The sequence below is a fragment of the Sunxiuqinia sp. genome (genome assembly GCF_055140945.1).
The window spans coordinates 19821-41962 of record NZ_JBSQYS010000031.1 but is presented as its reverse complement, the minus strand read 5'-3'; the positions used below and the strand labels follow the sequence as shown (position 1 = coordinate 41962).

Below are 22142 nucleotides of genomic sequence, written 5' to 3'. Positions count from 1 at the left end.
CAAAAACGATGCTTTTAGTTTATACTCAGGAAATAACCAATCGGCTAGAATATGCTTTCGAATTTATTTTCGAAGAAATTCTGGACATTGAATTGAAATTAACAACTGATTTGCAGAAATTTGATGAGAGTGATCAGCCCAAGCTAAACTACTCCGGTCTCAAACTGGACTGCCCACTAAAAATCAATCCTCACCCGATCTTATTTCAACGTAAAATATGCTATCAAACCCTTGCCCCCATTTCGTTTAACAATGAAGTGTATTTCTTTGAATCATCAGCCAGTTCATTTTTACCTTTCGATCCTTTCGCAGCCAGCTTTTTCATCATCAGCAGATACGAGGAATACCTGATGCGCCAACTCGATAAACATCGCCGATATCCGTCTCATCACAGCATCTTATATCGCAATCATCTGCTAGATAAACCAATTGTTAATCAATGGGCACAGCTAATCGCACAAAAAATTAAGGCGCGCTATCCCAAATTTGACTACCATCCTCCCCGATTTGATTTTCTTTCGACTATTGATATTGACAATGCATGGGCATATAAAAACAAAAGCTGGAGGCGCACACTTGGAGCACTTGCCAAGGGAGTTATAAAAGGCGATCGGCAGCAAATCCAGGAACGGCTAAAAGTTATCCAGGGCGAAAAAGAAGATCCGTACGACACCTACAACTATGTTTGCAATCGATACAAAGAGCATAAAGACCTGTTGCATTTTTTTGTTTTACTTGGCAAGCCTAGTAAATACGACCGAAACATATCTCCCAACAATGAACAATTAAAACAGTTGGTGCGCGATTTAAATTCATTCTGCAAGGTATCCATTCACCCCTCCTACCGCTCAACCGGAAACCGAAGAGAACTCACCAAAGAAATTCAAACTCTGGAGCAAATCACCCACAACGATGTCAAATCATCACGCCAACATTTTCTTCGACTCGAACTCCCTAAAACATACCGCCGTTTAATCAATGCCGGAATAACCAACGACTACACCATGGGATACGCCGACCAAGTGGGTTTCCGGGCGGGAACCTCAAACTCGTTTTGGTTTTACGACTTAAAAAAAGATGTGCCGACTCAGTTGCGAATTCATCCGTTCCAGATGATGGATGTTACTTTAAAAGACTATCTGAAACTTAATCCGGATGAGGCCTCAACGATAATTGAGAAATTAATGGACGAAATTCGAAATTATGGTGGAACTTTTATAAGTTTATGGCATAATGAAAGCCTCAGTGATCAAGGAGAATGGGCGGGCTGGCGCACCGTATTCGAAAGGATGACCGAACAGGCATTTAAATACAAGGATGAATCACCAAAAAATTAAGTACTTAAAATATGAGGAGGTCGATACGGATCAATGGGATCGGTGTATCGAAAATTCACCCAACTCCCTAATTTATGCCCAGTCGTGGTATCTCGACAAAATCTGTGATCGGTGGGATGCGTTGGTCCTAGGTAATTATCAATACGTTATGCCTCTAACTTATCGTAAGAAGTTTGGCGTAGCATACCTTTACCAACCGCTTTTTTGCCAACAGCTTGGTATTTTCCCAACCCCAACCAAGGAAATCATCCAGCTTTTCCTTTCTGAAGTTACCAGTCGGTTTCAATTTGCTGAAATTAACTTTAATGCCATGCAATTGCCGGTAGGTGAAATTGGCAGGTATTCGGAACGAACCAACCTGCTGCTATCAATAGCTGACAGTTATGAAGCAATCGCCGGAAACTATTCGAAACATACACTTCGAAAATTAAAAAAAGCCGGGAAGAATAAACTGAGCTTGGCTCGAAGTATTTCCGCAGAGGAATTCATTCAATTTAAACAAGAAAACTTAAAAGTACGTTTGCATAAAAAAGACATAAGGAAGTTGCGCAATGTAATGGCTTTTTCATTAACCCGAAGTTTAGGGCAAATCTATGGTGTTTACTCTGCTCAAAACCAACTCTGCGCTGCAGCATTTTTTATTCGCAGCAAGCACCGGGTCACATATTTAAATGCAGCCAACAGTTCGGAGGGGAAAAAGTATCAGGCCATGTATTTTCTAATTGACCAATTCATAAAGGAAAATGCAGGGAAAGACTATTTGCTCGATTTTGAAGGTTCAATGGTTCCGGGAGTAGCACGACTATATGAAGGCTTTGGAGCAACACCGGAAAAATACTACCAATACCGGTTTAATAGTTTACCCTGGTGGATTAAATGGTTGAAAAAATGAAAATTTTATCAGAACTAATAAAAAAAATAGCGCCGAACTTTTCTATTCATCAGCTAAGTAAAGGTCATGAAGTTCCGGTTTTATTACCCTATTACCATTTGGTGAGTGATAAGGAGCATCCATTTCATTACAACTACAATTTTCCGTCGACAAAACGATTCCGGAAAGATTTGGATTATTTGCTGGATCATTTTGACCCCATTTCGTTGGAAGAATTGCACTCGGGGATGAATCTTCGAAATACTTTTCACTTGACTTTTGATGATGGTTTGCGCGAGTGCTACGAAATTGTGGCTCCAATTTTAAAAGAAAAGGGAGTATCGGCCACTTTTTTTATCAATCCGGCTTTTGTCGACAACCACGACCTTTTTCATCGCTACAAAGCGGCTGTTTTGAATCGCTTTTTTGCAAAGAAAGGTGTCAAAACTGAGCTTAAGAAAACCTATGCTGACTTGCTTTCGCTAGATCAAATTGCTGAAGATATCGGGCTTAAATGGGAAGAATATTTAGATGAAGAGAAGCCTTATATGAGCATGGAGCAACTAAAACAAATGGATGAAGATGGCTTTACAATTGGAGCTCACAGTTGGGATCATCCCGAGTTCTGGTTGCTGGATGAAGAACGTCAGCTTGAAGAAGTGAAGGAGAGTATGGAGTGGCTAGTTGCTAATTTCAATCCGAAAATAAAAGCATTTGCCTTTCCATTTACCGACTTTGGAGTCTCTGATTCAGTCTTCGATGCCATCCATCGAAAACGATTATGTGATATCACATTCGGCACAGCGGGAATAAAAACTGAAAAACTACCAACCCACTTCCAACGATTACAAATGGAGCAAGTCGGGTCAAAAAATGCCGGTCAATTGCTGAAAACCGAATATTTGTCTTTTCAGATTAAGCGGTTACTGGATCAACACGTTGCTAAAAGAGATTAGCACATGCAACTTAAAAAAATCAGCATATCTGAATTGGATGACTTACTGAGCAGTGAGCTTTTTCAGCAACTGAAAGACAAACCAATCAGTTCATTTAGAGCGATTTCTTATCAACAAAACCCACATGCAAAAACGAATGATACTGTTCTCTATTTTCTGTACGACGATGACATCTTGATTGCCTATCGAACTATTTTGCCGGCGAAACTGACAACTTCTCCCGATCGATTCGCCTGGCTCAGTGGAAACTGGGTAAATCCGAACTATCGCAGACAAGGATTTTCGGAGCAGCTTCTAGGTGAAATTCTAAACGACTGGAAGCACCGCTTGATGTTTACAAACTATGCTCCCGCCTCATTACAATTATACCTGAAATCGAATAAGTTTAATCCCATTTATTTAGAGCAGGGGCGTCGGTTTTATTTATACGTAAAAACAAAGCAGCTTTTGGGACACCGGATTAAAGCAATAGGCTATTTTTCTCCGGCGCTTGATTTCACGATTAAGCTCGCTTCACAAATAAAAAGTAGATGCCACCATTCAAAAGCGACCAGTGCAGTAAAAATAGTTGAATTAAACAGCCCCGACGCCGATTGTCTCGCTATGGCCGAAGCAAGCAAAGAGGATTATTTGTTTGAACGTGGACAATTGGAATTGAAATGGATCTTTCAGTATCCCTGGATTTCAACTACCGATGACAGTTTTCTGAAGAATTATTCCTTTTCATCTTACTCCAAACAATTTGAGTATAAAACAATCAAGTTCATCTGTGAAGATAAACTCAGTGGTTTTATGATTGTCTTGATTACAAATGGCAATATGAAATTGGTGTATTTAAAACTTCCAAAAGAACTAACCCAATATGCCACAAAACACCTGATTGACTTGTCGATACAGTACAAAATAAAAACACTAACCATATTAAATCCAGATTTGGCAGAGCTAATTGCAGGAGCAGCTAATCCGTTCATCTATTCCAAAAAGATTGACCACGGAATTTATGCTTCGTTTCCAGTTTCTGTTAATGGAAAGCGAATTCAGGATGGCGACGGTGATTTTATCTTTACTTAGCTTCATGCAAAAGAATAAATTCACTATTTTCGGCAAAAATATGCACCATGGAAGTTATCAACCTTAGCGAGTCTAATTCTATCTTTAATCAATATCTCGCAGAAATTCGTGATCACGAAATCCAAAAAGATCCACTTCGATTTAGGAAAAACCTACAGCGTTTTGGAGAACTATTTGCTTACGAAATAAGCAAGACATTGGATTTCAAAGTGTGTGAGGTGAAAACTCCTCTAGGCGTTGCTAAGGTTCCAAAACTAGAACAACAGCCGGTATTGGCAACTATTCTTCGTGCCGGATTGCCTTTACAACAGGGTTTACTTGAAATTTTTGACAGAGCCGAGAATGCCTTTATTTCTGCCTACCGAAAATACGACGACAAAGGCGAGTTTCACATCGAATTTGAATATTTGGCCTCTCCTGACCTGAATGAAAAAGTTGCCATTTTATCTGATCCTATGCTGGCTTCCGGCTCTTCCATGGAAATTGGGTACAAAGCTTTGCTTCAAAAAGGAGAACCAAGTCACGTGCATTTGGTAGCAATTATTGCCAGTAAAAAAGGGGTTGAATACGTTCAGGAAAATATACAGGCTGATAATGTTACACTTTGGGTGGGAGCCATTGATGATGAGATGACCGTAAAATCATACATCGTTCCGGGATTAGGTGATGCTGGAGATCTGGCGTTTGGTCCCAAGGTAGATTCGCACTAAAACAAGCCCTTTTAGGTTGCATAGGCTACACACCAGGAAACAATATCACCACGGTATTGCAAAACGTTGTTTTCCCGATAGATTTAAACGACTGCTCCACCCCTAAATGTCCTGTGCTTATTCAGCAACAAATTTTAAATCTTGTGGAGCGATAGCTAAACTATTTAGTCTTCGATAAAAGCTTCACGCAAAACCACTCAAGACATATTTTAGCACTTAACGGATTGCAATTTGCAGTCATATCTCCTAACAATCAAAGAGTCGGTTCTTTGTAGACCATACCAGATACAGCGTGAATGCAATTGCACCTATAGCGTATAGAATTAATGCTCCATAAAAAACAATGGGAGCCAAATCTAAGCAGCAAGAGAAAAAACCCAATAATAGGGTGATGATAAAACCGATAAAACCCCAAATCCCCAAATAAAAACAACTTAAGACCGCAGCTTTTTTAATCATAACCTTTTTTTCTCAAAAATAAAATCTTAATTTAAACTTTTGTTCTTTTTAAGTGTGATATAAATCTCATTCAGTTGTGATATCTTTGTGCCTATAGCCAACAATCAGAAAATGAAATCATCAAATATAAAGTGCCGGAATTGCCGAATAAAATCAACCTCAGTCTCATTGCTTGATCCGCATGAACTAGACTTACTGGAAAAAGGATGCTTGCAAGTTAGCTTTTCGAAGGGGGAACTTCTATTTAAGGAAAATGGCCCTGCCAAGTACATCACCTACATTAGAGATGGATTTGTAAAACTGAGTAAAAAGGGAGCGGGGAACAAAGAATACATTTTAGGAGTCTACAAACAAGGAGCCTATATCGGTTTACACAATCTTAATCTTTCATATAACTCAAATTATTTTTCAGCCTATGCCATAACTCAATCCGAGGTCTGCTTTATTGAAATCAAGCCGTTTAAAAAATTACTCGAGAATAATGGGATGTTTGCTACTGAGATAATCTCCTATATTTTCGATGATGAAATGAATTACTTTGAACGGCTAATCCACAATGTTCAGCAGCAACTACCCGGAAGACTGGCCAATGCGTTATTGTATTTTAGGCAGAAGGTGTACAACCAAAATCCATTTTCATTAAACCTAACCATGTCAGAGTTCGCTTCATTGATTGGAACAACCCGTGAGAGTGCAACTCGAGCCATAAAAGAATTTCAGGATAGTGGAATAATAAAAACCGGTAAAAATAGCATCCAAATTATTGACGCAACCAAGTTGGAGGAAATCAAAAGAAAAGGATAAAAAAAATACCCAAATTGTATAAACATCTTTTTTAAAACGATGTTTATATTTATCACCAATAAAGTAAACCGGTTAAATTCCTATTTTATCTGATAGCTTTGCAGCAATGATCTTTTTGCGTAAACATATTGCGGGTGTACTTGCCCTGGTTTTTGCATTCCCAGTTTTAATGCAATCAGTTCATATCGTGCTTCATCATGCGCTAGAAGAAAAAGAAGAAGATCATGTCTGCCTGCATTCTGAAGGATTCCACGACGAAAATGATCATGCAACTTACGATTCGTCGGCAGAGAAGTGTATAATCTGCGACTATGTGTTCACAACCTTCAGCCCAGCTAAAATATATCACTTCAATTTTGCCCGACCACTCCATTTTGGACTAATCAATACACCAGCTATTCTCCAACCCGAGATTGCCATATCCAAGGGAGTCACTCTTCGGGCACCTCCGGCTATTTCCTAAAATAGCCAGACTCTTTTTATCAATAATTATACAACTCATTAAATTTTGGTTAGTGGAGGTGTGACAATCATAGGCACACCTTATTTTGCTATCCTTAATTCAACTTTTTTTCATTGCATGAAAAAATCTATTGCGATGGCTATGCTTACTTTAAGCATGCCTGTTCTTGTGTTTTCGCAAGAATACAACCTAAAGGGCCGGGTGATTGATGAAAATCAACTGGCCTTACCAGGATGTCATATCCATTATAAAAATCATTTTACAACCACCGACAATCATGGTAGTTTCTCGTTGAAACATATTATAGAAAAAGAGGCCAAACTACAGGTTTCGTTTATCGGCTATAATCAGCTTGATACAATTATTAAGCTTCCGTCGCCCACTAGTATTGTTATTCAGCTGAAACCCGAGAATAAGCTTATTCAGCAAATTTTAATACAGGGGAAAGGAGTAACAAAGGCCGGAGCTTTAAAACAAGAAACTTTAAGTAAGCAATTCCTGACCAAAACTCAATCAGGCACTTTCATTCGGTCGTTAAATCAGCTACCGGGGGTTAACTCAATGGATATCGGCTCCAATATTTCGAAACCTGTCATTCGTGGATTGAGCTTAAACCGAGTGGTGGTAAGTGAAAATGGCATCAAACAAGAAGGACAACAATGGGGAGCTGATCATGGTCTTGAGATTGATCCATTTGCCGTTGAGACTGCCGAAGTTGTAAAAGGTCCGTCAGCCATTGAATATGGTAGCGATGCCATTGGTGGTTATATCAATATCAATAACAACCTCACTCCTGCTCCTGATCAAACATCAGGAGAAATTAATTTACTGGGGAAATCAGTAAATAACCTCGTAGGCATATCCGCCAATATTGAGACTCGAAGCAACCATATTTACCTCAAAGCACGAGGTACTGTTTTAGATTTTTCCGACTATCACGTACCAACAGATACAATTATCTATTTATCGCGGAAAATTCCCATTTTCAATCAATACCTGAAAAATACGGCTGGTAAAGAATATGACGTTTCAGGACAGCTGGGGTTCATCTCAAACCAAGTTAAAAGCTCAATCGCATTTAGCCGGGTTTCCCAGAAAACCGGATTTTTCCCCGGTTCGCATGGAATCCCCAATTTAGCGAGAGTACAAGACGACCATGACAAGAGAAACATCGGCTTCCCGTTTCAGGAAACAACCCATTACAAAGTGATTAGCAATACCAATCTTCACTTCATTCATTTTTCACTTCAAGCTGACTTGGCCTTTCAGGATAACAAGCGGACTGAATGGAGTCAGTTCCACACTCATTATTCCGGACAAACTGCTCCAACCGTGAATCCGGATCTGGAACTAAATTTCAGACTTAAAACCTATCAGGCAAACTTTAAAATGAACATTTACAATTTAAATGGAAATTCTCTCTCGGCAGGAATACAAAATCAGTGGAAATTAAATACCATTGATGGTTATAACTTTTTCTTACCTGAATACAAGAGCCACTCATCCGGTCTTTTCATAAAGGATGAATATCAGGTAAATCCGAAACTGAACATTCATTTAGGTTTACGTTATGATTTGAGTCATGTTAGAACTGAAGAATTCTATGATCGGTTTCTGGAAGATTACCTCATCAGTTCAGGTTCCGAAGAAAAAGAGGCACGCCAATATGCAACAAGAAGCACTAAAATAAGCAAACAATTTCAGAACTTCAGTTGGCTCTTTGGCATTGTGTTGAAACCTTCCAAAATGATTTCGACAAGACTGAACCTGGGGAAAGCATTTCGAACCCCATCCCCTATTGAACTATCGGCCAACGGAATCCATCATGGATCGTTCAGACATGAGCAAGGCAACAATCAACTATCAGCAGAAAAAGGGTATTATGCCGACGCTGGCATAGAGTTGAAAACCGAGAATTTTCAGCTGGAAGTTAATCCATATATTTACTACTTTTCTAACTACCTATACTTAAATCCGACGGGAGAATGGTCAAAGCTTCCACATGCCGGACAAATCTACCGTTACTCCCAAACAAAGGCAGTTTTATCTGGGATTGAGATTCGATTTATGAAAAGCTTTTGGCAGCGATGGAACATTCAGTTCAATGGTGAATACATCAGAAACGAACAACTGTCGGAAAATACCAAACAGCGTTATCCTTTACCATTCACGCCTCCGGCAAATGTTTTTATCGAACTTCAATACCAAGTTAAATCAAGAAGCAAAAGATTTCAGAACACCAGCGTTTTTATCAACCATAAATCAGCTCTCAACCAAAATCGAATTGCTCAAAACGAACTAAGTACGTCAGCTTATCAGATCGTTGGAATAGGACTAAACACAATAATAAAATGGGATGAAATGCCAATTGAACTGGTTCTTCAATCCAACAATATTTTCAATGCAAAGTATTTTAACCACCTTAGTTTTTACCGCAAACTGGAGATTCCCGAGCCGGGTCGAAACATTCAACTTTTAATTAAAATCCCTCTAACGTTCTGAGAAAGTTAACTCAACATATCGCCCTGTTTATTTGCTTAGTTTTCTTATTCAATGGAATTTCGCGAAATCTTCACTTTCTGTTTTTTCACCAACATAAAACAGAAGAATCATCAAACACGCCATTTTTAAAGACCGGAACTTCAAACATTAACTGTCCATATCGCCATTCTCCAATAATCAATCTCAGCCCATTTGAGGTCAAACACTTAAAATTACTTATCGCCTTTATTGGCTTTTTATACCTTTTAAAAGAAAGAAAAGATCCGGAAGCGGAACTTAAACTTGGCTATACCCAACGTGGTCCACCTCTGTTTATACGCTATAATAGCAAATAGAAATCCATATAATAACTTGTAAAAACAATACAACATGAAAACATATTACAACATACATACAATCCTAATCATCAGCGCATTTACTATTGCCACTTTATCGTCATGCAACAAAGATGAGGTTGACAATACCCAGCCAATAATTACCATTGATGAACCCATGGGAAACGATACACTTTATATTGGCAGTGATGCTCATTTTGAGTGCAATTTCTCTGATGATACTGAATTGTCTTCCTATAAAATTGAAATACACAATGATTTTGATGGGCATTCTCACGTCAAGTCAACCAGTATTGAAGAAGACTCCGTTGCCTTCAGTTATCAAAATTCGTGGTCGTTTGACGAGGGATTGAAGAATACTCATATCCATCATCATGAAATTGTGATTCCTGAAACAATTGGTGGCGTTCGAACTGCTCAGGGAAATTATCATTTCGGCGTCTATTGTACCGATATTGCTGGAAACGAATCGCATCAGTTTATCGATGTTATTCTAGTGAATGGTGAAAACCCACACGAAGAAGATTAGAAATGAGTTGAATTACTCACCTCAATCTTATTCACATTAAACCCGTGAAAGCTGTGACTATTGCCAGTCACAGCTTTTTTCACTCCAATCAGTCAACATTAAGGAAAACCTCGAACAATTAAAGAACATATGTTTTATATATTTGCAAAAATTTTGAATCATGATGAACTTAGAGAAAAGTAAAATATCGGCTTCCATAAAGCTGCGTCCGCGTTATGGTGAGGTTGACCAGATGGGCTATGTTTATCATGCCAACTATGTGAGCTATTGTCATCAAGCCCGAACTGAGTTACTTCGGGAAATAGGTATTAATGACAAGGTTCTTGAAGAACAAAACATCATGCTCCCGGTCATCAGCATGAATCTTCGTTACTTAAAGCCAGTTCGGTACGATGAGCTAATCATGGTAAAAACATACATCGAAGAAGAACCTTGCACTCGCTTTTCCTTTCGATTTGAAATTATAAACGAAAAGAACGAATTGGTTTGCACCGCAACTTCCGAAACAGCATTTGTAAACAGCATGAGCCGAAAGCCAATGAGAGCTCCGGCAATTGTTATTAATGCTATCGCAAAAAAAACCGCATCGGATTTCCACGGGCAAACACAGAGCTGAAGCTTCAACCGGTATTTTTGTCGGGCAATCCGAGAGGGGTAACAGCCGGCAACTTATTGGAAAGGGAAACTAAGCCAGCAAAAATGCTTATCGTCTGAATTTCCGTTATCTACCTTTGAATGATCGCTTCGATTTGCTCTTTGTTCTGAATATCGGGGAATTGATCCAATATCGTTCCGGCAACGTCCTTCGCTTTTTTGTTCTGCTGATACTTGACGTGCAGATTAAGCAGCGCCATGTAGTAATTTGAATCCTTCGGACTAATATCAATTGCTCTATTTAAGTAGTTTTCAGCACGGGAATAGTCTTCTTTAAAATCAAACATCATCGCGGTATTATAAATGACCCTGGCATTATTTGGAGAATATTTAGTTGCTCTCACCAGATAGTCCAACGACTCATCATATCGCTGTTGTTCCGACAGAAATAAGGCATACGTGAATAAGGTATTTCCATCTTCCGGGTTGTAGCCCAGGTAGTTTTTGAATAATCGTTCCGCCTTGTCATACTCCTTTTTATTGTGATACAAAAGTGCCAGGTTCACTTTGACCGGATGAAGCAAACTGTCTTGCTCTAAAGCTCTTGTAAAGAATTCTTCAGCTTTGTTGATCTCGTTATTGTTATAGTAGAAGTTCGCCAGGTTAAATTTGCCTGTCGGGAAGTCAGAATTATACTCTAAATAGGACAAGTGCTCCGCTTTGGCCTTTTTATAGGCTGCCTTGTATTTTGCCGAAATTTGTCCCTGGTCAAGGGTGCCAAGCAATATTACACTTTCAATGCGAATCGCTTTTGTCTGGTCATTTAATAGATTTAAAACCACACCCAACGTTTTCTCATCGGTAATGGATAAATTATGCAACGCCTGATATCTGATATGGTTATTGGCATTGCCTAAGGCTTCAATTAATAGCTCTTTCCCCCGGGCAGGATAATATAAGCCCAAAAGCTGTAAGGCAGTTGCCCGGACTATTTCAGGATATACGTTGTCCCTGTAGATATTCACCAAAGCTTCATATCCCTTATCACTTCCCGTTAGTGCTTCCTGGAAGGCAATTCCATATTGGTATGGGCGACCAATGCCGTGCCATTCGTTTACATATTCAATGGCCCAATCAACCGACTTTTCATCATGGCACTGGTTGCATGCATTTGGGGTCCCCAATTCTTTGGTCAAGTCCGGACGTGGGATGCGAATACTGTGGTCGCTGCGATAATCAACACTCATATAGAATTGAGCCGGCATGTGACAGTTCACACAGCGGGTACCTTCTCCGACTTCAAACTTTACACCATCGTCTGCAACAACGGCCTCCCCTTGTTCTCCCTGATACTTATGAAAATGATGGCTGTACGTGTCATAGTCGTCAGCACGATGACATTGCGTACACAGTCTGTTATCCTCAAACAGAAGTTTGGTACTGTGCACATTATGACAATCGTTGCAGCTGACATCGCGCATGTACATCTTGCTTTGAGTGAATGATCCATAAACGTAGTCCTCGTCCAGTATTTGACCATCAATATGATAAGGTTCGCCGGTAGGTAAAACCGGAATACTGTGATTGTAGATGTCCTCGCTGTGGTTAAAATCTTCCAGCGTTGATCTGCGGGAATGACACCGGACACATAAGTCGACATAGGCCTTGTTATCAATATTACTGGTTTGGACCACCAGGCCGTAGTTGCTATCTGTATCCCTGGCATATTCTGTCTTCGCCGCCCAGCTCAAATGCTCCGAGGCCGGCCCATGACAAGCTTCACAACTCACATCAATTTCGCTCCAGGTGGTCTGATAGCTGTCACTTTCGACATCATAACCCTTTTCAAGGTTGGTCGAATGGCAATCTGCACACATGGAGTTCCAGTTTTGAGCCTGATTTGTCCAATGAAGCCAATTCCCGTGGTCGATTACCTCATCACGATATATCGCCCCGGCCATGTGGTACCATTTGCTATTTTGAGTATCCCATGTAATTGGCAGGACTTGCAGCCGGCCTCGGTCAAACTCAACCATGTATTGTTGCAGCGGATCGTAACCGAATACATATTTAACTTCAAACTCCTCTAAGCTGCCATGCTCGCCATCAGTTAACACATAAAACCGCCCATCCCGTTTATACATTTTATGCGTCATGCCATTGTAGTCGATGCTTTGGTTGTTGAAATCACCCAAAACCGTCGAGTCATTGGCATGGTCCATGGCCCGGTCATGATCCGAACCCACCCAATCGTTGTGCTCGTTCAGGTGACATTCAATACAGGTTTCGCGCCCAACAAATTGTGGTCCTCCAGGCGACTTTTGATCAGCTCTAAAAAATACATTCACAAACACGTACAATGGCATCGAAGCCAACAAAACAATAATGGCTGTGAAACTGATTCTTTCAAATATCTGTCGATTCTTCATGTCAGCTAACTTGTATTTGAATCCACGCATTAAGGCCCTAAATTATACTTCATCCTATTCCTTTGCCTGTCGTCATTCATCAAACGTAGGTTAACTGCGATTTCAGAAATGATTTTCGCCTTTTAACAACACTGGTATCAACATACAGCTCACCGTTTTTGACGGTAATCGGATAGTAATCCAGCGGACGTGATGCCGGTGAAGCAACAACTTCACCATTAGGACTAAATTGTGATGCATGGCAAGGACAATTAAAGCCCCCGGTTGTATTGTTATAATTGATTACACATCCCAAATGCGTGCATTTGATGGATAAAGCTAAAAATCCACCATCCTCAAATCGCTTTAAATAAAAATGATGATTCAAAAAAGGGTATACATGATTCTTTTCATACGAATCGGATTTCCCCACAGGTATCAGCTTTTTATCTTCGGATAATTTGGCTTTATTGGTAATGCCCCCTTTTATTAAAACGATTGCTTCAATCGCAGCAATCCCCACAATCAATCGATTAATAAACCTTCTTCTGTCAAATTTCATAGCGCTACGTTAAAAAAGTAACAACATCCCTTCGCCTCGCAGTAAAAGCGATATCAACAGCATGGTCAGGTACGATACGATGATTACCGTTATCGTGGCCATGATCACTTCTGTATTGCGCACTCTGTATCGTTCAAATCCGTAGAAAAGAAATGATCCAACAGGAATTGTATACAATAGGAAAGGAATGACACCAATACTGATCCATGAAGGAGAACTGCTTAACCACACATCAAAATGCAAAAAATGATCCAGCAGATAGATTAATCCAAAGGTGAATAAAAACGAAAATATGGCTGAATGGATCACGAGTTTTTTCCCTTCCGGCGAATTGAACCAAACTCCGATGTTTAAGTTCTTGTAGTTCAAATAAGGAACCGCGATAAAAAATAAAAGCAGATAAACAGGTAGAATGACCGCACTAAAAGCCGGATGCACATGTAATAAAAGTTCCTGCGCTCCTAAAAAATACCAGGGTGCTTTACTCGGATTTGGACTCAGATTTGGATTGGCCTGCTCTAAAAGTGGCGCGGAATAAAAAGCGGAAGCGAAAAACAAGGCAGCAATAAGCAGCAAAGCGACCATAATCTCTTTAACCACCAGATTCGGGATCACCGGGACTTTTTGTGTTTCTTTCTGCTCTGGCAGGGCCACCCCTCCTGCTTTACGGACCAACCAAAAGTGAAGACTTACAAAAAACACGAACAAAAGAGGCAGAACTCCGGTGTGTAAATTATAGAAGTTCAGCAAGGTATTCGAATTCAGGGTTTCACCACTACGAATGAAGTTCGCCAAAGAATGCCCAAAAAGTGGGATGTATTCGAAAATCTGAGTGAAAATAGTTATTGCCCAGTAAGCAAGTTGGTCCCAGGGTAATAAATAGCCGGTAAAACTTGACGCCAAAACCAAAAACATCATCACAAGCCCGTAAATCCAGTTTTCGGCTCTTTCCTTGAATATCGCCTGAGAATAATACACCCGCAACAAATGCAGAAACGATACGATCACCAAAAAATTTGCTGACAAATGATGCAGATTGCGTATAAAACCACCAAAGATCGTGTGGCTGTTTAAATTCACGATCGAATCGTAGGCTTGCTCAACCGTTGGTATGTATGAAAAACGCAGGATAATCCCGGTTAGGGCCAAAATAACAAACAAAAGTGCGCAAATACCGCCTAAGCCAAAAGTTCGATTAAAGGCAACCGCACGTTCATCGATCATTTTTGGATGTAAATGCAGCGCAAATTTCTCCAGGGAAGAATAGTTTCGTTTAGTTGGGTGCTTTGTGTTCATTATAAACTGTTCAAGAAAAAATGACAGGTACCAAAACAACTTGAGATTTTAAATATTACTGAGGAGTGTTTTATTCCATCAAACGAATAATTTTGTCTAAGTGTCAAACCAAATCATACAAAGAAAAGGATTTTAAAGAATTATTCCTCTCGCAAAGAAAAGATAATCTGTTGCTTGAATTAAATCGCATGTATTAAAATGCTGAGCTGGGAAAAAAACCAATAGCACCAAGCACAAAAAAATAGCAGACTGATCTCAGCCTGCTATTCAGAGTAAACATTAAATCTAATCTTAAAAAAAAACTATTCGCAAAAAACTAATTTTGTCGTTTTGATTTCCAGTACTTTCTGAAATCATCCTGTGTCATAATTCCTATTGGACCTTCATAAATTCCACCATCGTTTCCGCTATCAAAAACCCTGACTTCAATGAGATTTTCTATCCCTGCTTTGAAGGTTTCAGGGGCAATAAAGTAATTTCTAAATTCATTATAAAATTCACTACTACGCCAACCGGAAAAATCGCCCGTTTTGGCTATTAACTCGCCATTTATAAACAACATATCAGCATCGTCAATTTTACCAGCTAATAAAACCAATCGTTGCGATGCCAGATCGCCGGCAACCTTTATTTTTTTTGTGTAAACAGCATGACCATCTAAATTCTTGTATCCTTGGTTTTCCCAGATCCCCGGAACTTGAATTTTCCTATGATCAGCCGGATCGAATTTCTTCCCTTTGTTGAACAACCACGAACCGGTCATATTTATTTGAAAAGGAGGTACCACTCCTGCTGAGAAAAGACGAACATTCCCTGAAACAATGCCACCTTCCAAATGACTATCGTAAACTCGCACAGCAATGAGGTTTTCTTCTCCAAAATGAAGCATATCTGAAGGTATTTGGTACTTTCTCAAGGCATTGTAGGCTGTTGAGAAATTAGGAGGAAATGATCCTGTTTGTCCAACTTTCACTCCATTGACAAACACTTCATCGACATCATCGATATAGCCAAGTTCAAGCACCACCACTTTATCTTTCAGTTCATCGCCGATCCTCACGTTGGTTCGATACCACGCATAACCATCATAGCCACGAAAACCTTCATCTTCCCATCGTGCAGGCACCCGAATGTCATCCCAATCCGAATCATCATATCCGGTAGTCGCCCATTCGTAGCGGTCTCCAATCCGGAACTTCCACTGACCGCTCAAGTCCTTTTCGTCCGCGTTAAAAGCAAAACTTGCCGTTGCTATTAATAGCACCAAGATGCTTCCGACTCCCTTTATGGCATCATAACTCCTCATAATTAATCTAATAAACGGATCAACTCCTTAAAAAATGAATTCCACCCACTATCCTGATTCTGCCATCTTATTTTTTCTCGAAAAGGCTGGACATCTTTCTCTTTCATAATTCCGATGGGACCCTCATAGATGCCACCCTCTCCGTGACTATCCAGCACTTCTACTGAAATCATATTTTTACTTCTCAGTAAATGAGATGGTATTTTATAAATCCGATAGAGCTGCCAAGCCTGGTCACGTTGAAATCGGGAATAATTATCTAAATCATGAACTTCGCCAATTAGTTCACCATTGAAATATACTTCATCAAAATCGTCAATCTTCCCAAGCACTAAATAGAGATCTTGTCCTTTCAGGCTTTCGGGCATTGAGAAACGTTTTCGATACCAAGCCCGTCCGTCGTACCCCTCATACCCCTGGCTCTCCCAGGTCATGGGCACGTATATATCATGCCAACGCTCCTCTCGACTTCGTGGATTGTGCATATCTCCAAAGTCCTCAGTCGTAAACTTCCATGTACCTCTCAAATTAATGGCCATTCGAGCCTGATCACGATCATCGTAAAAGCCAAATTTATCGGCTCTTACCAGGCCTCCCTCAAGTCCTTCATCGTACACCCGAACTGCAATCAAATTCTTACTATTATTCAATATTTTTGTTGGAACCAGATAGTGACGTTCCTGGTCATAAGCAGTTTTGTAGTTCGGAGGAAAATCTCCGCTTTGTCCTACTTTATGACCATTGACAAAGACTTCATCCACATCATCGATAAACCCCAGGAACAGATCGATGAATTCAGTTTCGGGCAAGTTGGATATGCTGAAGTTTTTACGGTACCAGGCATATCCATTGTAGCCTTCATAATAGTGCTCCCATTCGCGAGGAGCATCAATGGCATCCCAATCACTAACGTCGGCTCCGGGCTTAGCCCATTCAGGATCATCACCCACGGTAAAAGACCAACGTCCCCTCAAACCAACCAACGATTCCCAATCTGAAGCTTTTAGTTCGATAGAATGAATGAATGTCAGAAAAAATATACTTGCTATTATTACCTTACTGGGCATGATCGAGTGAGCTTTTTTAGTACTTTAAAGTTAATAAACAAAATCAATCCGAAAACGCTGCTTTCAAATTACTGAGCAATATATCGCAAGCTTAAATTAAAGCGATAAGCCGTCCCCACAAGAGCTTTATCAGCTTTCATCTTTTCACTCCCGAAAATATGCTTCACATATCCGGTAGCATCAGGATTTTCGCATACAACACGAATCAATTTCAACGATTGATCCTTGTTAACGACGATATACACTCTAACTTTTTCATCGACCTTATTAATGTCGTTTTGATAGAAATAATTGTTCCAATCTTTAATTCCATCATTCAAGCTACTGGTGATTTCATGAAGTAGTTCTTTTTTTGCCATGCTTGTTGTAGTCTCCCCTGCAAATGCCAGGCCGGTCATCATTACAAATGCAATAATCAATGTGAATGTTGTTTTTCTTGTTTTCATTGTTTTGAGCTTTTAAATGTTTCTGTTTTCTATTGTTTTCAGATACAAAGTAAAAGCAGAGATGTAACCCCGATGTCAGACCAATATCATATGTTGCCACAAGATGTCACAGAATTGTCATCGAGCTAGAAATTGCAAGAGGGAAGAAACAGGATCAAACAGACCAACATTCTCATCAAGAGAACTTTAAACAGCCATTCAATATCAAATATTAACTTGGAATTTAAAATTTAGACTACGGAATTAAAGCACCAGTTTATAGCCAACCCCGTGTACGGTGATGATATGCTGGTTTTCAGGAGTATCAATTTTATTGCGAAGACGAACAATGAAATTATCGACGGTACGAGACGTAGGCTGATAATCCATTCCCCAAACCTGGTCTAAAATATCATCGCGAGTAACTATTTTTCCGTGGTGACTACATAGATAGTGGAGAATCTCAAACTCTTTGTGTGACATTTTCACCGGCTCGTCGCTGGCATCAAAAGCTTCGTATGACTCAAAAGAAACACGAATATTGCCAATTGTAATCAAATCAGCATCTTTTTGTACTCTACCTCCGACGCGACGCAAAATTACTTTTATTCGGGCTAGTAGTTCCCGCAAACTGAATGGTTTGGTGACATAATCATCTGCACCGAGCTCCAAACCAAGCACTTTATCAAGCTCTTCACCGCGTGCAGTTAATAAAATAATTGGCGTTTCAATATCGGCGGCCCGGGTCTTTTTACACACGTCAAATCCTGACATTCCGGGAAGCATCACATCCAACAGAACCAAATTATAATTACCTGATAAGATTTTTTTCAGGCCATCATCTCCCCGATCAGCGGTATCGACCTCGTAACCTTCAAACTCCAGATTATCGCGTAGGCCGATCATCATAGCCTGTTCATCTTCAACAATTAATATTTTTGACATGGTACTACTTTTTTTCTGGAAATTTTAAAATGAATGTACTTCCCTCACCCGGTTTACTGCGCACAGCCACACCTCCACCATGAGCTTTCATAATCCGTTTTACAAGATTTAAACCCAAACCAGAACCTTTCGCTTTATGTGCTAAATCGCCTTCAGTAACCCTATAAAACTGCTCGAATATGTGTTTCTGATTTTTGGCTGAGATACCAATTCCATTATCCTCAACCTCAAGCCAAATCTGCTTTGCCTTCTTTTGGATTCGTACACGCACAGTTTTATTCTCAGCATCACTGTATTTAATCGCATTGTCCAACAAATTACCAACCAGTGTTTTTAACGATTCCCAATCGGCCTGCACCCATGCGGGATCGTTGAAAGATTTCAGGGAACAATAAATGTTCGCGGTTTCAAAATGCGAATCAAAAGAGTGCACAATCTCAGGAATGGCCTGTTTTAGATCAATATTCTCAAAATGGTACTTGACCCGGTTTTTTTCAATCCTTGAGAAATTCAAAATACGATTGACAATATCTGTTAATCTGACACTTTCCTGCTGAATGGTTTTCAGGTATTCTTCTTTTTTTTCCTCGGTTTTGATTCGCTTTAGCAATAAGGTTTCAGCATACATGCTAATGAGTGCCAATGGCGTTCGAATTTCGTGAGACACATTTGCCACAAATTCAGATTTCAATTCCGCCAACTTCATCTCCTTCCGAATGTTAGCCAGCACGAAAATAAAACCCAGAGCAACAAAAAGGCCCATTCCTAATAGCATATAATTGTCACGCTGTGTGCGCTCCGAGGCCAGCTGTTCAATTGTTTTTGTTTTTAACTGAATGCCCAGTTTGTAAGTCGGCAAATACCACATTGTGGCTTTTTCAACTGAATGCGACAACTCATTCTCCCGATCAGTTTCGAATAACATATCACCTGAAATGGAATCGGAAATACTGATGTAGAATAAATCCTGAGCAACTTTCTGGATTGTTGGTCTCAGGTTTTGCTGAATAAATAAATCCGGATCGATTACCAGCTGGCAAATTTGTTCGCCGTTTTTACTTTTTGGCAAGAAGTAAAAAATAAGATATTCTCCCGAAGGCTCTATCTCAACCCGTTGGTAGTTTTCCTCCAGAAAACCTTGTAACACCTCTATTTTCTTTTTAGGTATTTGTGTATCGATTACAAAAATTGAATCATTAAAATATTGTGCTTGTTCATCTGACGTAGTTGTGTCGGAGAAACGAACGGCAAGAATCGCTTGATTATTTTGAAACAGGTTTTCAACCAGCCCTTTCATGATTCCACTTTCAGGCTCAATCGGCTGATCCAAACTCTGTTTCCAATGTTGCACCACATTTTCAGAATACTGATTGATGGAATATAGAATTGATTCGAGCTGAGTGCTGAAAACCCGCTCAACCATTTGTTCATTTTTGCTCAGTGCCGAAAGCTCCCGAACAAAGAAGAACCCAATGGGTACGGCTACAATAATTAGTAATATGAGACTTATTTTCGCGAGTGTTCGAACCATTGGTTCCATTTTTGAATCCAGGTAAAGGTATTAAATCAAGTTCAGATTTCCGATCTGTCAAAAATGTAACATCAGAATAGCAAAAGGGCACCCAAACGGATGCCCTTTTATTCTTCCCAAATCAAGCAGTTCTATGGTATGTCTTCTTAATTATGCAACAGCATCTTCTAAAAACAGTTTGATATCTTCATCAGCGGTTGTAATTCCGGCAATGCCAAAGTTCTCTACCAATACGTTCACGACGTTTGGCGACAGGAATGCCGGCAATGTTGGTCCGAGGTGAATATTTTTTACTCCCAGAGAAAGTAGCGCCAATAAAACAATTACTGCTTTTTGTTCGTACCAGGCAATGTTGTAAGCAATTGGAAGCTCGTTCACATCTTCCAGCTCAAAAATTTCTTTCAGTTTCAAGGCAATTACAGCCAATGAGTACGAGTCGTTACACTGTCCGGCATCAATTACACGTGGAATACCGTTGATGTCGCCCAGCGGCAATTTGTTGTAACGGTATTTGGCGCATCCTGCTGTTAGTATCACGGTGTCGTTCGGCAATTTGGCAGCAAACTCTTCGTAGTAGTCGCGGCTCATCATACGTCCGTCACAACCGGCCATTACAAAGAATTTACGGATAGCACCGGTTTTTACGGCTTCAACAATTGGCCCGGCCAATTCGAATACCTGGTTGTGAGCAAATCCTCCAACAATCTCTCCGGTTTCAATTTCGGTTGGAGTCGCACATTTTTTGGCATGCTCAATGATCGCTGAGAAATCTTTCATTTCGCCTTCTTTGCGATCCGGAATATGGATAGATCCAGTCAATCCACTAGCGCCGGTTGTGTAGATGCGATCTTTATAAGTTGCTTTTTCCAATGGTGGCACAATACAGTTGGTGGTAAACAGGATTGGTCCGTTGAACGACTCAAACTCCTCTTTTTGTTTCCACCAGGCATTTCCGTAATTCCCGGCTAGTTGTTTGTATTTTTTGAATTCAGGGTAATAGTTGGCTGGCAGCATTTCGCTGTGGGTATACACATCCACTCCCGTACCTTCGGTTTGTTTCAGCAGGTCTTCCATGTCGCGCATGTCGTGTCCTGAAATTAGAATAGCCGGATTTTTACGCACGCCAATGTTTACTTTTGTCACCTCAGGGTTTCCATAAGTGCTGGTGTTGGCCGCATCCAACAGAGCCATAACATCAACCCCAAATTTACCGGTTTCCAAAGTCAATCCAACGAGTTCGTCAACCGACAAGTCTTTCGTTGTTTTAGCCAGTGCTTCCATCATGAAGTCGAAAATCTCTTGTTTTTCATGAGCCAGATTGTATGCATGTTCTGCATAAGCGGCCAAACCTTTCAATCCATAAATGATTAGCTCTTTCAACGAACGAACATCTTCATTCTGCTCGCTTAAAATACCAACTTCATTGGCTTTGGCTTCAAATTCTTCTCCGGTTTTCGCAGTCCAATGAACTGATTCATGATCGCTAATCGTTAAGCCGGCATCTGCAACCTTGGCTTTCAGTTCGTCGCGGAACTTCAATGATTTTTTAATGCGGATAACGAATGCCGTATGATCGAAGTTGGCATTGGTAATAGTGCTGAATAATCCGTCAAACACGACTTTGTTTGCTTTTTTATCAGCTTTACCAACGGTTTTTAAATCGGTATTTAAAATGGAGATTCCCTTCAACACAAAAAGAAGTGTGTCTTGTAGGTTTGCTACATCACTTGGTTTTCCACAAACTCCTTTAATTGTACACCCAACTCCTTTTGCTGCCTCCTGGCACTGAAAACAAAACATATTTTCCATAACTAAATTCTATTATATTTTTGAATTACTTTTTTTGCGTTACTGCTCAAAACCCATGACTAGGTCATTCCGAATTTATTTCGGAATCTTTTGCCATCCAAGTCTATCCTTCTTTCTGGCAGATCCTAAAACAGGTTCTTGTGTTTTTTGATTTTCGGGGTG

General features: G+C 40.1%; 19 protein-coding genes. 10 read left to right on the top strand and 9 right to left on the bottom strand.

All coding sequences use genetic code 11. The annotated features are described in order from the left end of the window. Positions 1-8 precede the first annotated feature (8 nt). From ACTB00_RS14215 to ACTB00_RS14170, 10 genes are all read left to right on the top strand, one after another. The gene (locus tag ACTB00_RS14215) at positions 9-1337 is read left to right on the top strand and encodes a polysaccharide deacetylase family protein (protein ID WP_463300584.1); all 1329 of its coding nucleotides are present in this window, start codon (positions 9-11) and stop codon (positions 1335-1337) included. After that, a complete protein-coding gene (locus ACTB00_RS14210) occupies positions 1318-2229 on the top strand; it encodes a hypothetical protein (RefSeq protein WP_463300583.1) in 912 nt (303 codons plus the stop codon). Before ACTB00_RS14215 ends, ACTB00_RS14210 begins: the two co-directional genes overlap by 20 nt. After that, positions 2226-3164, top strand: a complete 939-nt coding sequence (locus ACTB00_RS14205; protein WP_463300582.1) for a polysaccharide deacetylase family protein — start codon at positions 2226-2228, stop codon at positions 3162-3164. The genes ACTB00_RS14210 and ACTB00_RS14205 overlap by 4 nt, the downstream gene beginning before the upstream one ends. Positions 3165-3167: 3 nt before the next feature. Next, positions 3168-4235 carry a GNAT family N-acetyltransferase gene (locus ACTB00_RS14200; protein WP_463300581.1) on the top strand — a complete coding sequence of 356 codons (1068 nt, stop codon included), beginning with the start codon at positions 3168-3170 and terminating at the stop codon, positions 4233-4235. 47 nt (positions 4236-4282) lie between these two features. After that, positions 4283-4945, top strand: a complete 663-nt coding sequence (gene upp / locus ACTB00_RS14195; RefSeq protein WP_463300580.1) for a uracil phosphoribosyltransferase — start codon at positions 4283-4285, stop codon at positions 4943-4945. Between the two features lie 570 nt (positions 4946-5515). Next, on the top strand, positions 5516-6208 hold the full coding sequence (locus tag ACTB00_RS14190) for a Crp/Fnr family transcriptional regulator (RefSeq protein WP_463300579.1): 693 nt from the start codon (positions 5516-5518) through the stop codon (positions 6206-6208). Positions 6209-6377: 169 nt separating this feature from the next. Beyond that, entirely contained in the window at positions 6378-6671 is a 294-nt protein-coding gene (locus ACTB00_RS14185) for a hypothetical protein (RefSeq protein WP_463300578.1), read from the top strand. Positions 6672-6788: 117 nt separating this feature from the next. Further along, positions 6789-9173: a TonB-dependent receptor gene (locus ACTB00_RS14180; RefSeq protein WP_463300577.1), complete on the top strand. Its 2385-nt coding sequence runs from the start codon at positions 6789-6791 to the stop codon at positions 9171-9173. 369 nt (positions 9174-9542) lie between these two features. Further along, the gene (locus tag ACTB00_RS14175; RefSeq protein WP_463300576.1) at positions 9543-10037 is read left to right on the top strand and encodes a DUF4625 domain-containing protein; all 495 of its coding nucleotides are present in this window, start codon (positions 9543-9545) and stop codon (positions 10035-10037) included. Positions 10038-10197: 160 nt separating this feature from the next. Further along, positions 10198-10653 carry an acyl-CoA thioesterase gene (locus ACTB00_RS14170; protein WP_463300574.1) on the top strand — a complete coding sequence of 152 codons (456 nt, stop codon included), beginning with the start codon at positions 10198-10200 and terminating at the stop codon, positions 10651-10653. A 109-nt stretch (positions 10654-10762) separates the two neighbouring features. Here the strand turns inward: ACTB00_RS14170 and ACTB00_RS14165 are convergent, their stop codons facing one another. The 9 genes from ACTB00_RS14165 to hcp form a co-directional block, all read right to left on the bottom strand. Further along, positions 10763-13060, bottom strand: coding sequence for a multiheme c-type cytochrome (locus ACTB00_RS14165; RefSeq protein WP_463300573.1), 2298 nt, complete (start codon positions 13058-13060; stop codon positions 10763-10765). Between the two features lie 79 nt (positions 13061-13139). After that, positions 13140-13601, bottom strand: coding sequence for a QcrA and Rieske domain-containing protein (locus ACTB00_RS14160; RefSeq protein ID WP_463300572.1), 462 nt, complete (start codon positions 13599-13601; stop codon positions 13140-13142). A 9-nt stretch (positions 13602-13610) separates the two neighbouring features. Beyond that, entirely contained in the window at positions 13611-14897 is a 1287-nt protein-coding gene (locus ACTB00_RS14155; protein ID WP_463300571.1) for a cytochrome b N-terminal domain-containing protein, read from the bottom strand. A gap of 316 nt (positions 14898-15213) precedes the next feature. Beyond that, positions 15214-16203 carry a beta galactosidase jelly roll domain-containing protein gene (locus ACTB00_RS14150; RefSeq protein ID WP_463300570.1) on the bottom strand — a complete coding sequence of 330 codons (990 nt, stop codon included), beginning with the start codon at positions 16201-16203 and terminating at the stop codon, positions 15214-15216. Positions 16204-16205: 2 nt separating this feature from the next. Next, positions 16206-17270 carry a beta galactosidase jelly roll domain-containing protein gene (locus tag ACTB00_RS14145; protein ID WP_463300569.1) on the bottom strand — a complete coding sequence of 355 codons (1065 nt, stop codon included), beginning with the start codon at positions 17268-17270 and terminating at the stop codon, positions 16206-16208. A gap of 68 nt (positions 17271-17338) precedes the next feature. Next, on the bottom strand, positions 17339-17716 hold the full coding sequence (locus tag ACTB00_RS14140) for a hypothetical protein (RefSeq protein ID WP_463300568.1): 378 nt from the start codon (positions 17714-17716) through the stop codon (positions 17339-17341). 243 nt (positions 17717-17959) lie between these two features. Then, positions 17960-18640 (bottom strand): response regulator transcription factor, encoded by a 681-nt coding sequence (locus tag ACTB00_RS14135; protein ID WP_463300567.1) that lies wholly within the window; start codon positions 18638-18640, stop codon positions 17960-17962. 4 nt (positions 18641-18644) lie between these two features. Then, complete coding sequence (locus tag ACTB00_RS14130) at positions 18645-20171, bottom strand: sensor histidine kinase (protein ID WP_463300566.1); 1527 nt, start codon at positions 20169-20171, stop codon at positions 18645-18647. A 150-nt stretch (positions 20172-20321) separates the two neighbouring features. Beyond that, the gene (gene hcp, locus ACTB00_RS14125; RefSeq protein ID WP_463300565.1) at positions 20322-21980 is read right to left on the bottom strand and encodes a hydroxylamine reductase; all 1659 of its coding nucleotides are present in this window, start codon (positions 21978-21980) and stop codon (positions 20322-20324) included. Positions 21981-22142: the final 162 nt, after the last annotated feature.

Excerpts from the sequence above, each read along its gene's own strand:
- upp (WP_463300580.1), top strand. The coding sequence starts at position 4,283 with ATGGAAGTTATCAACCTTAGCGAGTCTAATTCTATCTTTAATCAATAT.
- ACTB00_RS14145 (WP_463300569.1), bottom strand. The coding sequence starts at position 17,270 with ATGCCCAGTAAGGTAATAATAGCAAGTATATTTTTTCTGACATTCATT.
- ACTB00_RS14155 (WP_463300571.1), bottom strand. The coding sequence starts at position 14,897 with ATGAACACAAAGCACCCAACTAAACGAAACTATTCTTCCCTGGAGAAA.
- ACTB00_RS14150 (WP_463300570.1), bottom strand. The coding sequence starts at position 16,203 with ATGAGGAGTTATGATGCCATAAAGGGAGTCGGAAGCATCTTGGTGCTA.
- ACTB00_RS14190 (WP_463300579.1), top strand. The coding sequence starts at position 5,516 with ATGAAATCATCAAATATAAAGTGCCGGAATTGCCGAATAAAATCAACC.
- ACTB00_RS14205 (WP_463300582.1), top strand. The coding sequence starts at position 2,226 with ATGAAAATTTTATCAGAACTAATAAAAAAAATAGCGCCGAACTTTTCT.
- ACTB00_RS14200 (WP_463300581.1), top strand. The coding sequence starts at position 3,168 with ATGCAACTTAAAAAAATCAGCATATCTGAATTGGATGACTTACTGAGC.
- ACTB00_RS14165 (WP_463300573.1), bottom strand. The coding sequence starts at position 13,060 with ATGAAGAATCGACAGATATTTGAAAGAATCAGTTTCACAGCCATTATT.
- ACTB00_RS14135 (WP_463300567.1), bottom strand. The coding sequence starts at position 18,640 with ATGTCAAAAATATTAATTGTTGAAGATGAACAGGCTATGATGATCGGC.
- ACTB00_RS14170 (WP_463300574.1), top strand. The coding sequence starts at position 10,198 with ATGATGAACTTAGAGAAAAGTAAAATATCGGCTTCCATAAAGCTGCGT.
- ACTB00_RS14180 (WP_463300577.1), top strand. The coding sequence starts at position 6,789 with ATGAAAAAATCTATTGCGATGGCTATGCTTACTTTAAGCATGCCTGTT.
- ACTB00_RS14130 (WP_463300566.1), bottom strand. The coding sequence starts at position 20,171 with ATGGTTCGAACACTCGCGAAAATAAGTCTCATATTACTAATTATTGTA.
- ACTB00_RS14185 (WP_463300578.1), top strand. The coding sequence starts at position 6,378 with ATGCAATCAGTTCATATCGTGCTTCATCATGCGCTAGAAGAAAAAGAA.
- ACTB00_RS14175 (WP_463300576.1), top strand. The coding sequence starts at position 9,543 with ATGAAAACATATTACAACATACATACAATCCTAATCATCAGCGCATTT.
- ACTB00_RS14140 (WP_463300568.1), bottom strand. The coding sequence starts at position 17,716 with ATGAAAACAAGAAAAACAACATTCACATTGATTATTGCATTTGTAATG.
- ACTB00_RS14160 (WP_463300572.1), bottom strand. The coding sequence starts at position 13,601 with ATGAAATTTGACAGAAGAAGGTTTATTAATCGATTGATTGTGGGGATT.
- hcp (WP_463300565.1), bottom strand. The coding sequence starts at position 21,980 with ATGGAAAATATGTTTTGTTTTCAGTGCCAGGAGGCAGCAAAAGGAGTT.
- ACTB00_RS14215 (WP_463300584.1), top strand. The coding sequence starts at position 9 with ATGCTTTTAGTTTATACTCAGGAAATAACCAATCGGCTAGAATATGCT.
- ACTB00_RS14210 (WP_463300583.1), top strand. The coding sequence starts at position 1,318 with ATGAATCACCAAAAAATTAAGTACTTAAAATATGAGGAGGTCGATACG.